General features: G+C 61.3%; 11 protein-coding genes. 9 read left to right on the top strand and 2 right to left on the bottom strand.

Annotated elements, in window-relative coordinates:
* Positions 1-147: 147 nt before the first annotated feature.
* A complete protein-coding gene (gene olsB, locus NDJ82_RS16620; RefSeq protein WP_099587554.1) occupies positions 148-903 on the top strand; it encodes an L-ornithine N(alpha)-acyltransferase in 756 nt (251 codons plus the stop codon).
* A complete protein-coding gene (locus NDJ82_RS16615; RefSeq protein WP_191958300.1) occupies positions 903-1,694 on the top strand; it encodes a lysophospholipid acyltransferase family protein in 792 nt (263 codons plus the stop codon). The genes olsB and NDJ82_RS16615 overlap by 1 nt, the downstream gene beginning before the upstream one ends.
* A 112-nt stretch (positions 1,695-1,806) precedes the next feature.
* Here the strand turns inward: NDJ82_RS16615 and NDJ82_RS16610 are convergent, their stop codons facing one another.
* Complete coding sequence (locus tag NDJ82_RS16610; RefSeq protein WP_158878935.1) at positions 1,807-2,391, bottom strand: acyl carrier protein phosphodiesterase; 585 nt, start codon at positions 2,389-2,391, stop codon at positions 1,807-1,809.
* A 154-nt stretch (positions 2,392-2,545) separates the two neighbouring features.
* Here NDJ82_RS16610 and NDJ82_RS16605 point away from each other — a divergent pair, with 154 nt between their 5' ends.
* Genes NDJ82_RS16605 through NDJ82_RS16595 form a run of 3 tightly spaced genes read left to right on the top strand, consistent with a single transcriptional unit; the run spans position 2,546 to position 5,137 of the window.
* Positions 2,546-2,872, top strand: coding sequence for an ArsR/SmtB family transcription factor (locus tag NDJ82_RS16605; RefSeq protein ID WP_012722694.1), 327 nt, complete (start codon positions 2,546-2,548; stop codon positions 2,870-2,872).
* A 14-nt stretch (positions 2,873-2,886) separates the two neighbouring features.
* On the top strand, positions 2,887-4,053 hold the full coding sequence (locus NDJ82_RS16600; protein ID WP_112193962.1) for an MFS transporter: 1,167 nt from the start codon (positions 2,887-2,889) through the stop codon (positions 4,051-4,053).
* 28 nt (positions 4,054-4,081) lie between these two features.
* A complete protein-coding gene (locus NDJ82_RS16595) occupies positions 4,082-5,137 on the top strand; it encodes an alkene reductase (protein WP_250925879.1) in 1,056 nt (351 codons plus the stop codon).
* A gap of 290 nt (positions 5,138-5,427) precedes the next feature.
* Here the strand turns inward: NDJ82_RS16595 and NDJ82_RS16590 are convergent, their stop codons facing one another.
* Complete coding sequence (locus NDJ82_RS16590; RefSeq protein WP_099587559.1) at positions 5,428-6,060, bottom strand: TetR family transcriptional regulator; 633 nt, start codon at positions 6,058-6,060, stop codon at positions 5,428-5,430.
* A 286-nt stretch (positions 6,061-6,346) separates the two neighbouring features.
* Between NDJ82_RS16590 and NDJ82_RS16585 the strand changes: the two genes are divergently transcribed.
* From NDJ82_RS16585 to NDJ82_RS16570, 4 genes are all read left to right on the top strand, one after another.
* Positions 6,347-7,495 carry an efflux RND transporter periplasmic adaptor subunit gene (locus NDJ82_RS16585; protein ID WP_250925878.1) on the top strand — a complete coding sequence of 383 codons (1,149 nt, stop codon included), beginning with the start codon at positions 6,347-6,349 and terminating at the stop codon, positions 7,493-7,495.
* Positions 7,496-7,498: 3 nt separating this feature from the next.
* A complete protein-coding gene (locus tag NDJ82_RS16580; RefSeq protein WP_112193956.1) occupies positions 7,499-10,660 on the top strand; it encodes an efflux RND transporter permease subunit in 3,162 nt (1,053 codons plus the stop codon).
* On the top strand, positions 10,657-12,114 hold the full coding sequence (gene adeC, locus NDJ82_RS16575; protein WP_250925877.1) for an AdeC/AdeK/OprM family multidrug efflux complex outer membrane factor: 1,458 nt from the start codon (positions 10,657-10,659) through the stop codon (positions 12,112-12,114). Before NDJ82_RS16580 ends, adeC begins: the two co-directional genes overlap by 4 nt.
* Before the next feature lie 168 nt (positions 12,115-12,282).
* A complete protein-coding gene (locus NDJ82_RS16570; protein ID WP_250925876.1) occupies positions 12,283-13,980 on the top strand; it encodes a molecular chaperone HscC in 1,698 nt (565 codons plus the stop codon).
* The last annotated feature ends 46 nt before the right edge of the window (positions 13,981-14,026 follow it).

Here is a 14,026-nt window from a genome sequence, read left to right as displayed (position 1 = left end):
AGCCGAGGGTGATGACAGATTTGCGACAGGAAGGGCTGTCATCCAAGCGTCACCATAACTTCATGGAGATGACACCGAGCCTACATAGCCTGAGTTTGGACAAACAAGTCGACCGGCCGAAAGGTGGCTGGCACTCGGAGATTCGCCATGACTCAGATCGCCCGCATCAGCGACACCGGCAATGAACGCCGTCTGCAAGCCGAACGCCTGGTTGGCGCACAAGCGTTGCAGGAAGCCCAGGCCCTGCGGTTCAACGTGTTCAGCGGCGAGTTCAACGCCAAGCTGAAAGGCGCGGAACACGGCCTGGACATGGATGACTATGATGTTCACTGCAGCCACATCGGCGTGCGGGATTTGAACAGCGGTCGACTCGTCGCCACTACCCGCTTGCTCGACCATCAGGCCGCCAGCACCTTGGGCCGGTTCTACAGTGAAGAAGAATTCAGCCTGCATGGCTTGCTGCACCTGCAGGGCCCGATCCTGGAAATCGGCCGCACCTGCGTCGATCCGGCCTACCGCAACGGCGGCACCATCGCCGTGCTGTGGGGCGAATTGGCCGAAGTGCTCAACCAGGGCGGCTACAGCTATCTGATGGGCTGCGCGAGCATCCCGATGCACGACGGCGGCATCCAGGCCCACGCGATCATGCAGCGCCTGCGCGAACGCTATCTGTGCAACGAACACTTGCGCGCCGAACCGAAAAAACCGCTGCCGGCGCTGGACCTGCCGTCCAACGTGATCGCCGAAATGCCACCGCTGCTCAAGGCCTACATGCGCCTGGGTGCGAAGATCTGCGGCGAGCCGTGCTGGGATGAAGATTTCCAGGTGGCCGACGTGTTCATCCTGCTCAAACGCGATAATTTGTGCCCGCGTTACGCGCGCCACTTCAAGGCGGCCATGTGATGAGCCGTTTGCGCGTGTACGGGCGCATCGCCCGCGTGCTGGTGGTGGTGGCGCTGGGCTTGAGCATGGCCAGTGTGTTCGGCGTGTTCGAGCGGCTGGGCATCGCCAACTCGATGGTGCGGCGTCAGCGTTGGTCGCGGTTTTTTATGGCGCGGCTGACCAACGCCCTGCCCTTTCGCGTGACGGTGCACGGTGAGTTACCGACGCAGCCGATGCTGTGGGTGAGTAATCACGTGTCCTGGACGGACATTCCGCTGCTGGGTGCGGTGGCGCCGATGTCGTTCCTGTCCAAGGCCGAAGTGCGCACCTGGCCGGTGGCGGGATGGTTGGCGGCCAAGGCCGGCAGCCTGTTTATCCGCCGTGGCTCGGGCGACAGCCAGTTGATCCGCAAGCAGATGACCCGCCATCTGGAGCAACAGCATCCGCTGCTGATGTTCCCCGAGGGCACCACCACCGACGGGCGTAGCCTGCGCACCTTCCACGGGCGCTTGCTGGCCAGTGCGATCGATGCGGATGTGGCGCTGCAACCGGTGGCAATTCGTTACCTGCGCGATGGGCAAGTAGACCCGCTGGCGCCGTTTATTGGCGATGACGATTTGTTGTCGCACCTGATGCGGTTGTTCGCCAATGATCAGGGCGATGTGGAGATTCACCTGCTCAAGCCGATTGCGTGCGCCGGGCAAGAACGCGCGGCATTGGCGTATCAGGCGCAGCAGGCGGTGCAGAAGGCGTTGTTTGGGCCGCTTCCAGAGGCTGAGCAAGTGGCGGTTCGACCAGCATTCGCCGCCTGATATGAGCTAAACACGGTTCCAATGTGGGAGGGGGCTTGCCTCCGATAGCGGTGTATCAGTCAGCTCATCTATAACTGACCCACAGCTATCGGGGGCAAGCCCCCTCCCACATTTAGACCCCACTAATCAGTTGGGCTTGTGAAAAGGCTTGCAACTCCGGGTAGAACACCCGGAAGTCTTCACTCAGCGGCTCATACAACACCCGCAATTCCTGCATCGCCTGCCCTAACTCCTCCGGCTGCGTCAGCCGCCGCGAAATCCCGCGCAACACCTGCTCCATCACCTCGAACTCACGGTACGAACCCAGCCAGTCATCCGCTGCCATCCAGGGCGCAATCTGCGCCAGCCGCCCCGGCAACTGCGGCTCGGCCGCGAGCACGCGATACACCTGCGAAGTGAACTGCTCCAGCGGCTGATCGGCATACAACGCCCAATCCCGCGCCAGGCAATGATCGAAAAACACGTCGAGGACGATCCCCGCATAGCGCCTGCGGGTAAGGCTGAAGCGCGACAACGCTTCGCCGACCAGCGGGTGGCTGTCGGTAAAGCGGTCGATGGAGCGATGCAACTGGATCGCCGACTCGATTTGCGGGCTGAACTGCCCTTGCAGGCGACCTTTGACGAAATCGCCATAGAGGCTGCCGAGCAGTTGTGCAGGAAGTTGGCCGCCCAGGTGCAGATGTGCGAGATAATTCATGGCGCGCAGTCTAGCACTGCCGTCAACGTATCGTTATAACCCGATATACCGATTTGACCTGTCCTCAGACCAAAATCATATTGGTATATCGGGATGCAACGATTTAAGGTTCGCCTCATCGCGATATAACGCTTTACGACACCGAGCACCTGCCATGTCCATCGACCTCGACGAAATAATAAAAGCCCTGGCGCACCCAGTACGACGAGACATCCTCACCTGGCTGAAAGACCCGAAAGTGCAATTCCCCGAGCAACTGCACAACCACGAATACGGCATCTGTGCCGGGCAGATCGACCAGCGCTGCGGCTTGTCCCAGTCGACCGTGTCGGCCCACCTGGCCACCTTGCAACGGGCGGGCTTGATCAGCAGCCAGAAGGCCGGGCAGTGGCACTTTTTCAAACGCAACGAGGAAACCATCCAGGCCTTCCTCGCAGCGCTCACCACCGAACTCAGCGCTGACGACAACGCAGCGCTGTAACAAAGGAAACGCAAATGCCCCTCTCGCTACTCATCCTGGCCCTGAGCGCCTTCGCCATTGGCACCACCGAGTTCGTCATCATGGGCCTGTTGCCCGATGTGGCGGCGGACCTCGGTGTGTCGATTCCCGGCGCCGGCTGGCTGGTGACTGGTTACGCCCTGGGCGTGGCCATCGGCGCGCCCTTCATGGCACTGGCCACCGCCAAACTGCCACGCAAGGCGGCGCTGGTAGCGTTGATGGGCATCTTTATTATCGGCAACCTGCTCTGCGCCCTGGCCAGTGACTACAACGTGCTGATGTTTGCCCGCGTGGTCACCGCGTTGTGCCACGGTGCGTTTTTCGGGATCGGCTCGGTGGTGGCGGCCAACCTGGTGCCTGCCAACAAGCGGGCGTCCGCCGTGGCCTTGATGTTCACCGGTTTGACCCTGGCCAATGTGCTCGGTGTACCGCTGGGTACTGCGCTGGGCCAGGAAGCCGGCTGGCGCTCGACCTTCTGGGCGGTGACGGTGATTGGTGTGGTGGCGTTGATCGGCCTGATCCGCTTCCTGCCGGCCAAGCGCGACGAAGAAAAACTCGACATGCGTGCCGAACTGGCCGCCCTCAAAGGGGCCGGGATCTGGTTGTCGCTGAGCATGACCGCGCTGTTCGCCGCGTCCATGTTTACCCTCTTCACCTATGTGGCGCCGCTGCTCGGTGATGTCACCGGCGTGTCGCCCAAAGGCGTGACCTGGACCCTGTTGCTGATCGGCCTGGGCCTCACCGTGGGCAACATCATCGGCGGCAAGCTGGCGGACAAGCGTCTGGCCGCGACCTTGATCGGCGTGTTTATCAGCATGGCGGTGGTGTCCACGGCGCTGACCTGGACCAGCGTCGCCGTGATCCCGACTGAAATCACCCTGTTCCTGTGGGCCACCGCTTCGTTTGCTGCCGTGCCTGCGTTGCAGATCAACGTGGTGACCTTCGGCAAGGCCGCGCCGAACCTGGTGTCCACCTTGAACATCGGCGCCTTCAACATCGGCAACGCCCTTGGTGCCTGGGTCGGCGGCAGTGTGATTGCCCACGGCTTCGGCCTGACCAGCGTGCCATTGGCGGCAGCTGCCCTGGCGATCCTTGCGCTGGTAGTGACCCTGATTACTTTCCGTCAGGGCGGCGATGCCGACCTGGCCCCTGCGACCAACTGATCAACTTCAAAGAGAAAGGTGTATTCCCATGACGACTATTTTCGATCCGATCACACTGGGCGACCTGGAACTGTCGAACCGCATCATCATGGCGCCGCTGACCCGCTGCCGTGCCGATGAAGGCCGCGTACCCAACGCGCTGATGGCCGAGTACTACGTGCAACGTGCGTCCGCCGGGCTGATCCTCAGCGAAGCCACCTCCGTGACGCCGCTGGGCGTGGGCTACCCGGACACCCCAGGCATCTGGTCCAACGACCAGGTGCGTGGCTGGGCCAACGTCACCAAGGCGATTCATGGCGCGGGCGGCAAGATCTTCCTGCAACTCTGGCATGTGGGCCGCATCTCCCACGAGTCCTACCTGAACGGCGAAACGCCGGTGGCACCGAGCGCGATCCAGCCCAAGGGCCACGTCAGCCTGGTACGCCCACTGGCTGACTACCCGACCCCGCGCGCCCTGGAAACTGCAGAAATCGCCGACATCGTCGACGCCTACCGCACCGGTGCCGAGAACGCCAAGGCCGCCGGCTTCGACGGCGTAGAAATCCACGGCGCCAACGGTTACCTGCTCGACCAGTTCCTTCAGAGCAGCACCAACAAGCGCACCGACCAGTACGGCGGCTCCCTGGAAAACCGTGCACGCCTGCTGCTGGAAGTGACCGACGCGGCCATCGAAGTCTGGGGCGCCGGCCGTGTGGGCGTGCATTTGGCACCGCGTGCCGATTCCCATGACATGGGCGACGATAACCTGGCAGAAACCTTCACCTACGTCGCCAGCGAATTGGGCAAACGTGGCATCGCGTTTATCTGCTCACGTGAAAAGGAAGGCGCGGACAGCCTCGGTCCACAACTGAAGAAAGCTTTCGGCGGCGTGTACATCGCCAACGAACGCTTTACCAAGGACAGGGCCAATGCGTGGCTGGCCGAAGGTAAAGCGGATGCGGTGGCCTGGGGTGTGCCGTTCATTGCCAACCCGGACCTGCCGGCACGCTTGAAGGCCGATGCGCCGCTGAACGAAGCACGTCCGGACACCTTCTACGGCAAGGGCCCGGTCGGCTACATCGATTACCCAACGCTGGCGCTGTAAACCAAATGTGGGAGGGGGCTTGCCCCCGATGGCGGTGCATCAGTCACTATAGGTGTTGACTGACCCACTGCTATCGGGGGCAAGTCCCCTCCCACGTTTTTGACTGTCTGTAGCCTTGGGAAACATCACTTCACAGAACCGCAACAAAATCCCTACAAAATACTTAGGCGGCTACCTATCAACCGCCCGCCAGCCCGTATACAAAGTCACCCCACCAATCAGGCAGAAGGACGATTGACTGTCCTTAGGCTTTACTGTTGACACACCCTGATGCAATTACGCATTTTGTTTCAATTGCGCAGGCTTGGGCTCAGACGCAGCATGTCTAGCCCTGCGTCTACCCAGCGTTCCGCTTCCTGATGCAATTGGAAGCTGTCGGGGACCAACAGCCACTGGCCAATCAGCCCATTGATGTAGGCATGAATGCACACGGCGCCACGGGTGGTGTCGAGGTTTTCCGGCAGTTGCCCGCGATGGACCGCGTTACGCAGGGTCAGGCCGATGCGCAGGTTGCACTCCAGGCTGTGGGTCTGGCGCTGGCGGCGCATGTCGCACATTTCATCGGTGAATTCGCACTTATGAAACAAAATCTCATTGATGCGCCGGGTTTTCGGGTCCAGGGCCACTTGATGAAACAAATGAATCAGCAGCTTGCGCATGCAGCCCAGCGGGTCGAGTTCATCCTCGCTTTCACTGGCCCTGGCCAATTCATCCAGCGGCTCATGCAAGGTGTCGAGCAGCGCCTGCAACAGATCGGATTTGTTGCTGAAGTGCCAGTAAATAGCGCCCCGCGTCACACCGGCCAGCGCGGCGATGTCCGCCAGCGTCGTGCGTGCAACGCCGCGATCGTAAAAGGCTTGCTCGGCGGCTTGAAGAATTTGGCTGCGCGTTTCTTGAGCTTCCTCTTTAGTGCGACGAACCATGGCAGTAGAACCTCAATCAGGACACTTGAGACTATCGTTAACGCAACGTTAATAGACGCGAACGATCATCTGAATATTTGTGGGACGACACCGTCATGGGTGCCGAACGTAATGGAATCGAGGCTTCGGGCGTTGCTTTGTCAACATTCCACGCAGCCTGTCAAGAGTTTACAAACAACCATGAACGTAAGTATATTGCGTAGCAAGCTACTTATCCACTCACGGCTTGTTTTTTACCCTTCCACCCTTCTTGTGCGCACCCTGCGCGCCTGACCCGAGGATCTTCATGCAACTTAAGCCAGCTGTTACCGCTCTGGTCACTGCCGTCGCCCTGGCATCGCTGCTCAGCGGATGTAAAAAGGAAGAAGCGGCTCCGCCCGCTCAAACCCCTCAGGTCGGCGTGGTCACCATTCAACCGCAAGCCTATACCCTGACGTCCGAGCTGCCAGGCCGCACCACCGCCTACCGCATCGCGGAAGTTCGTCCTCAGGTCAATGGCATCATCCTCAAGCGCCTGTACAAAGAAGGCGCCGACGTGAAGGAAGGCCAGCAGCTTTACCAGATCGACCCGTCGGTCTATGAAGCCACGCTCAAAAGCGCACAAGCGACGCTGACCCAGACCAAGTCGATCACCGATCGCTACAAACAGTTGGTGGATGAACAAGCCGTCAGCCGTCAGGAATACGACACCGCCGTCGCTAACCGCATGACTGCCGAAGCAAACGTTCAAACCGCCCAGATCAACGTGCGCTACACCAAGGTCTACGCGCCGATTTCCGGGCGTATCGGCCGTTCTGCCGTCACCGAAGGCGCGCTGGTCAGCAATGGCCAGGCCGATGCCATGGCCGTAATCCAGCAACTGGACCCGATCTACGTCGACGTCACGCAGTCTTCCGCTGAAATGCTGAAACTGCGCCGCGACCTGGAAAGCGGCCAACTGGAAAAAGCCGGCGCCAATGCCGCCAAGGTCAAGCTGACCCTGGAAGACGGCACCGACTACGGTCAGGAAGGCAAACTTGAGTTCTCCGAAGTGTCGGTCGACCAGACCACCGGTTCCGTGACCCTGCGCGCTGTGTTCCCCAACCCTGACCACACCCTGCTGCCGGGCATGTTTGTTCACGCCCAACTACAAGCCGGTGTGAACAGCAAGGCGATCCTGGCACCGCAGCAAGGCGTGACCCGTGACATCAAGGGCATCCCGACCGCGCTGGTAGTGAACAAGGACAACAAGGTCGAGCAACGCACCCTGGTGGCCAACCGTACCGACGGCGCCTATTGGCTGGTGGAAAAAGGCCTGAACGCCGGTGACCGCGTGATCACCGAAGGCCTGCAATTCATCAAGCCGGGCATCGAAGTCAAGGTCAAGGACGCTGACAACGCCAAGCCCGCAGGTTCCGCTGGTGCTCCTGCTGCCGCTGCCGGCAAAGGGGAGTAATCCATGTCGAAATTTTTTATCGACCGTCCCATTTTCGCCTGGGTAATTGCCCTGGTGATCATGCTGGTCGGGGCACTGTCGATCCTGAAGTTGCCCATCAACCAATACCCGGCCATCGCGCCAACCGCCATCGACATCCAGGTGACCTACCCAGGCGCGTCCGCACAAACCGTGCAGGACACCGTGGTGCAGGTCATCGAGCAACAGCTCAACGGTATCGACAACCTGCGTTATGTCGCCTCGGACAGTAACTCCGACGGCAGCATGACCATCACCGCGACGTTCAACCAGGGTACCAACCCGGACATCGCCCAGGTCCAGGTGCAGAACAAGCTGAACCTGGCGACCCCGCTGCTGCCGCAAGAAGTGCAGCAACAGGGTATCCGTGTGACCAAGTCGGTGAAGAACTTCCTGATGGTGATCGGTCTGGTGTCGGAAGACGGCAGCATGACCAAGGACGACCTTTCCAACTACATCGTGTCCAACATCCAGGACCCGATCTCGCGTACTGCGGGTGTCGGTGACTTCCAGGTGTTCGGTTCGCAGTACGCCATGCGTATCTGGCTGGACCCGGGCAAGCTGAACAACTACCAGTTGACCCCGGTCGACGTCAGCACCGCCATCTCGGCACAGAACGTACAGGTGGCCACCGGTCAACTGGGCGGCCTGCCTGCCCTGCCCGGCACCCAACTGAACGCGACCATCATCGGCAAGACCCGCCTGCAAACCGCAGAAGAGTTCGGCAAGATCCTGATGAAGGTCAACGCCGATGGCTCGCAGGTGCGTCTGCGTGACATCGCGCGTATCGAACTGGGCGGCCAGAACTACAGCATCAGTGCACAGTTCAACGGCAAGCCGGCTTCCGGCATGGCGATCAAGCTGGCCTCGGGCGCCAACGCCCTGGACACCGCCAAGGCCATCCGTGCGACCGTGGCATCCCTGGAACCGTTCTTCCCGCCAGGCATGAAGGCGGTGGTGCCGTATGACACCACCCCTGTGGTGACCGAATCGATCTCCGGCGTGGTGCACACCCTGGTCGAAGCGATCGTGCTGGTGTTCCTGGTGATGTTCCTGTTCCTGCAGAACTTCCGCGCCACCATCATCACCACCATGACCGTACCGGTGGTATTGCTGGGCACCTTCGGGATCCTGGCGGCGTTCGGTTTCACCATCAACACCTTGACCATGTTCGGCATGATCCTCGCCATCGGCTTGCTGGTGGACGATGCCATCGTCGTGGTGGAAAACGTCGAGCGGGTCATGGCCGAGGAACACCTGTCGCCGAAAGAGGCGACGGTCAAGTCCATGGGCCAGATCCAGGGCGCCCTGGTGGGTATTGCCCTGGTGCTGTCGGCGGTACTGTTGCCGATGGCGTTCTTCGGTGGTTCCACCGGTGTGATCTACAAACAGTTCTCCATCACCATCGTTTCGGCCATGGCGTTGTCGGTACTGGTTGCCCTGATCTTCACCCCGGCGCTCTGCGCCACCATGCTCAAGCCCATCGATCCCGAGAAACACGGCCAACCCAAGCGTGGTTTCTTCGGCTGGTTCAACCGCACCTTCGACCGTGGCGTCATCAGCTACGAGCGCGGCGTGGGCAACATGATCAAGCACAAATTCCCTGCGTTCTTTGTGTACCTGATCATCGTCGTCGGCATGATCTGGTTGTTCACCCGGATTCCAAGCGCGTTCCTGCCCGAGGAAGACCAGGGTGTGATCTTTGCCCAGGTGCAGACGCCGGTCGGTTCGTCGGCTGAACGTACGCAAAAAGTCATCGACGACATGCGTGCCTTCCTGCTCAACGACAAGGAAGGCGAGCCAGGCGAAGGCAAGGCTGTGAAATCGGTATTTACCGTCAACGGTTTCAACTTCGCCGGCCGTGGCCAGAGCTCGGGCCTTGCGTTCGTGATGCTCAAGCCATGGGATGAGCGCGACGCTTCGCAGTCGGTATTCGAAGTGGCCAAGCGTGCCCAGGGTTACTTCTTCGGGGCATTCAAGGACGCCATGGTCTTCGCCATCGTGCCGCCTTCGGTTCTGGAATTGGGTAACGCCACCGGTTTCGACGTGTTCCTGCAAGACCAGGGCGGTGTCGGCCACGAGAAGCTGATGGAGGCGCGTAACCAGTTCCTCGGCATGGCGGCCCAGAGCAAGATCCTGGCCGGTGTACGCCCCAACGGCGTGAACGATGAGCCGCAGTACGAGCTCACCGTCGACGACGAGAAGGCCAGTGCCCAAGGCATTACGCTGTCGAGCATCAACCAGACCCTGGCGATTGCCCTGGGTGGCAGCTACGTCAACGACTTCATCGACCGTGGTCGCGTGAAGAAGGTGTACGTGCAGGGTGAGGCCGCTGGCCGTATGTCCCCTGAAGACCTGAACAAGTGGTTCGTGCGCAGCGACTCCGGGAAGATGGTGCCGTTGTCGGCTATCTCGTCGGGCAAGTGGATCTACGGTTCGCCGAAGCTCTCGCGCTACAACGGTGTAGCGGCGATGGAAATCCTCGGTACCCCGGCTCCGGGCTACAGCACCGGTGATGCCATGGCTGAAGTCGAACGCATCGCCAAGCAACTGCCGGCGGGCGTGGGCTATGCCTGGACGGGCCTGTCGTACGAAGAACGTCTGTCCGGCTCCCAGGCACCTGCGTTGTACGCCTTGTCGCTGCTGGTGGTGTTCCTGTGCCTCGCGGCCCTGTACGAAAGCTGGTCGATCCCGATTGCAGTTGTCCTCGTGGTGCCGTTGGGTGTGGTGGGTGCGTTGATCGCCACCAGCATGCGCGGCTTGTCCAACGACGTGTTCTTCCAGGTGGGCTTGCTGGTGACGGTGGGCCTGGCGGCGAAAAACGCCATCCTGATCGTCGAGTTCGCCAAAGAGCTGCATGAACAAGGCAAGGGCATTGTCGAGTCGGCCATCGAAGCCTCCCGCATGCGTCTGCGCCCGATCATCATGACCTCCATGGCGTTCGTCCTCGGCGTACTGCCGCTGGCGATCTCCTCGGGCGCCGGTTCAGGCAGCCAGCACGCCATCGGTACCGGCGTGATTGGCGGTATGATCACGGCCACTGTCCTGGCGATCTTCTGGGTGCCACTGTTCTTTGCAACCGTGTCCGCCGCGGGCGAGCGTAAAAAGACTGAACCTAAGCAAACTCCTAAAGAGGCTGGCCAATGAGCAAGTCGCTACTTTCCCTAGCCGTCACCGCCTTCGTGCTCAGTGGCTGCTCGCTGATACCTGACTACCAGCGCCCCGATGCGCCGGTGGCGGCACAGTTCCCGCAGGGGCCGGCGTATTCGCCAGCCCAGGCGCCGAACCAGGCGGCTGCCGAGCAAGGCTGGAGGCAGTTTTTCCATGACCCGGCCCTGCAACAGCTGATCAAGACCGCGCTGGAAAACAACCGTGACCTGCGCGTTGCGGCGCTGAACATCGATGCCTATGCCGCGCAGTACCAGATCCAGCGCGCCGACCTGTTCCCGGCCGTCTCGGCCACGGGCAGCGGCAGCCGTTCGCGTACACCGGCCAAGCTGTCGCAGACCGGTGAGGCGACCATCGCCAGCCAGTACTCGGCAGGCTTGGGGATCAGCTCCTACGAGCTGGACCTGTTCGGGCGTGTCCGCAGCCTGAGTGAAGAAGCGCTGCAGAAATACTTCGCTACCGAAGAAGCGCGCCGCAGCACCCAGATCAGCCTGGTAGCCAGTGTGGCCAACGCCTACCTGACCTGGCAGGCCGACAAGGAGCTGCTCAAGCTCACCCAGGACACCCTGGGCGCGTTCGAGCAGAGCTTCAAACTGACCTCGCGCAGCAACGAAGTCGGCGTCGCCTCCGCACTTGACCTGAGCCAGGCGCGCACCTCGGTGGAAAACGCCCGCGTGCAACTGGCGCGTTACACCCGCCAGGTGGCCCAGGACGAAAACAACCTGACCCTGCTGCTGGGCACCGGCCTGCCGGCGAATATCGCCAGCCAGCCGCTGTCGGATGACCTGCTCAGCGACGTGCCGGCCGGGCTGCCATCGGACCTGCTGCAACGTCGTCCTGACATCGTGCAGGCCGAGTACAACCTCAAGGCGGCCAACGCCAACATCGGCGCGGCCCGTGCCGCGTTCTTCCCGAGCATCACCCTGACGGCCAGTGCTGGCACCGCCAGCCCAACCTTGGGCGGTCTGTTCAAAGGCGGTTCGGGCACCTGGTCGTTTGCACCGCAGATCAACATCCCGATCTTCAACGCCGGTAGCCTGCGCGCCAGCCTGGACTACTCGAAGATCCAGAAAGAGATCAACGTGGCGAACTACGAGAAGGCCATCCAGACCGGCTTCCAGGAAGTCTCCGACGGCCTCGCCGCACGTGAGACCTACAAGCAGCAACTGGACGCCCAGCGCGGTTTCGTCGAGGCCAACCAGGATTACTACCGCCTGGCTGAGCGTCGCTACCGTATTGGTGTCGACAGCAACCTGACCTTCCTCGACGCCCAGCGCCAGTTGTTCAGTGCCCAGCAATCGCTGATCACCGACCGCCTGGCACAGTTGACCAGCGAGGTCACCCTGTACAAGGCCCTCGGCGGTGGCTGGAACGAGCAGACGGCAAAGAATGAGCCGTTGAAAGAAGAAGCGCCGGCGTTGAAGTTGTTCTGATCACGCTGCAGTAAAGAAAAAACCGCCTCCCTTACAGGAGGCGGTTTTTTTATGTCCATAGTGGTGAGCGGGCTCACCACAAAACGCCCTGTGCCCTTGCTTTCGCTTCAACCTTTCAGGGTAAAATTGGTCACAGATTCTTACAGACCACAGAGGGAGCTTGTCGTAATGATCGTAGGAATCGACCTGGGAACCACCAACAGCCTCGCCGCCGTCTGGCGCGGCGACGCCGCCGAACTGGTGCCCAATGCCCTTGGCCAGTTGCTGACCCCAAGCGTGGTCGGGCTGGATGATCAAGGCCGTATCCTGGTCGGCCAGGCCGCCAAAGAGCGCCTGCACACCCACCCGCACCTGACCACGTCGCTGTTCAAGCGCTACATGGGCAGCGCCACTGAGGTGCGCCTGGGTGATCGCTCGTTCCGCCCCGAAGAACTCTCGGCGCTGGTGCTCAAGAGCCTCAAGGAAGACATCGAGCGCACCTACGGCCATACCGTCACCGAAGCCGTGATCAGCGTGCCGGCCTACTTCAGCGACGGCCAACGCAAAGCCACGCGCATCGCCGGTGAACTGGCGGGGCTCAACGTTGAAAAACTGATCAACGAACCCACCGCCGCCGCCCTCGCCTACGGCCTGCATCAGCGCGACAAAGAAACCTCGTTCCTGGTCTTCGACCTCGGCGGCGGCACCTTTGACGTGTCGATCATCGAGCTGTTCGACGGGGTGATGGAAGTGCGCGCCAGCGCCGGCGACAACTTCCTCGGTGGCGAAGACTTCGACACCTTGCTGCTGGAACACTTCGTCGAGAGCCAGCGCAACAGCGCCGGTTTTCCGCCCACCAACAGTGTGCTGCAAGCCCTGCGCCGCGAAGCCGAGCGCGTGCGCAAGGCCCTCGGCCAGGACGACAGCGCCGAGTTCGCCCTGCGGGTCGATGGCCTGCAATGGGTGCAGACCATCACCCAACAGGACATGGCCAAGCTCTACACGCCACTGCTGGAACGCCTGCGCGCCCCGATTGAACGCGCCCTGCGCGATGCGCGGATTCGCGTCAGCGACCTCGATGAAATCCTGCTGGTGGGCGGCACCACACGCATGCCGCTGGTGCGCAAACTCGCCGCCGGGTTGTTCGGGCGCTTTCCGTCCATCAGCCTTGACCCCGACCAGGTGGTCGCCCACGGCGCGGCGATCCAGGCGGCGCTCAAAGCCCGTTCCGCCGCGCTTGAAGAAGTGGTGCTGACCGACGTGTGCCCCTACACCTTGGGCATCGAAACCTCGAACCAATACGGCGGCCATATCGAAAGCGGCCATTACCTGCCGTTGATCGAACGCAACAGCAGCGTGCCGGTGAGTCGGGTAAAAAGCGTAGTGACACTGCACGACAACCAGAGCCAGGTGCTGCTGAAAATCTACCAAGGCGAAAGCCGCCTGGTGAAAGACAACATCGAACTGGGCCAACTGGACATCGCGGTGCCCAAGCGCAAGGCCGGTGAAGTCTCGCTGGATGTGCGCTTCACCTACGACAACAACGGTCTGCTGGAAGCCCAGGTGAGCATCCCGCTGACCGGCGAGCAGCACTCCCTGGTGATCGAGAACAACCCCGGCGTGCTCAGCCCGCAAGAGATTCAGCAACGCCTGCAAGCGCTGGCGCAGTTGAAGGTTCACCCACGCGATCAGCAGGTCAACACGGTGCTGACTGCGCGCCTCGAACGGCTCTATCAGGAAAACCTCGGCGAGCTGCGCGAGCAGCTCGGCCACTGGGCCGCGCAGTTCCAGCAGATCCTCGACACCCAGGACGAACGCCGCATCCGTGAAGCCCGCAGTGAACTGACCCGGCAACTTGAGCAACTCGACAATGGATCGTGGCGCTGAGGGAAAGGCGCTGTAGTCATTCGCTGGCGTCATAAATGCCGTCCAT

It is taken from the genome of Pseudomonas sp. SR18 (genome assembly GCF_023701505.1).
GTDB lineage: Bacteria > Pseudomonadota > Gammaproteobacteria > Pseudomonadales > Pseudomonadaceae > Aquipseudomonas > Aquipseudomonas cyclaminis.
This window is presented reverse-complemented; position numbering and strand designations above follow the sequence as displayed.

What these genes read in the sequence shown, in the direction of transcription:
- NDJ82_RS16580 (WP_112193956.1), top strand. Translation starts at nt 7,499, where the DNA reads ATGTCGAAATTTTTTATCGACCGTCCCATTTTCGCCTGGGTAATTGCC.
- olsB (WP_099587554.1), top strand. Translation starts at nt 148, where the DNA reads ATGACTCAGATCGCCCGCATCAGCGACACCGGCAATGAACGCCGTCTG.
- NDJ82_RS16610 (WP_158878935.1), bottom strand. Translation starts at nt 2,391, where the DNA reads ATGAATTATCTCGCACATCTGCACCTGGGCGGCCAACTTCCTGCACAA.
- NDJ82_RS16595 (WP_250925879.1), top strand. Translation starts at nt 4,082, where the DNA reads ATGACGACTATTTTCGATCCGATCACACTGGGCGACCTGGAACTGTCG.
- NDJ82_RS16590 (WP_099587559.1), bottom strand. Translation starts at nt 6,060, where the DNA reads ATGGTTCGTCGCACTAAAGAGGAAGCTCAAGAAACGCGCAGCCAAATT.
- adeC (WP_250925877.1), top strand. Translation starts at nt 10,657, where the DNA reads ATGAGCAAGTCGCTACTTTCCCTAGCCGTCACCGCCTTCGTGCTCAGT.
- NDJ82_RS16585 (WP_250925878.1), top strand. Translation starts at nt 6,347, where the DNA reads ATGCAACTTAAGCCAGCTGTTACCGCTCTGGTCACTGCCGTCGCCCTG.
- NDJ82_RS16615 (WP_191958300.1), top strand. Translation starts at nt 903, where the DNA reads ATGAGCCGTTTGCGCGTGTACGGGCGCATCGCCCGCGTGCTGGTGGTG.
- NDJ82_RS16600 (WP_112193962.1), top strand. Translation starts at nt 2,887, where the DNA reads ATGCCCCTCTCGCTACTCATCCTGGCCCTGAGCGCCTTCGCCATTGGC.
- NDJ82_RS16570 (WP_250925876.1), top strand. Translation starts at nt 12,283, where the DNA reads ATGATCGTAGGAATCGACCTGGGAACCACCAACAGCCTCGCCGCCGTC.
- NDJ82_RS16605 (WP_012722694.1), top strand. Translation starts at nt 2,546, where the DNA reads ATGTCCATCGACCTCGACGAAATAATAAAAGCCCTGGCGCACCCAGTA.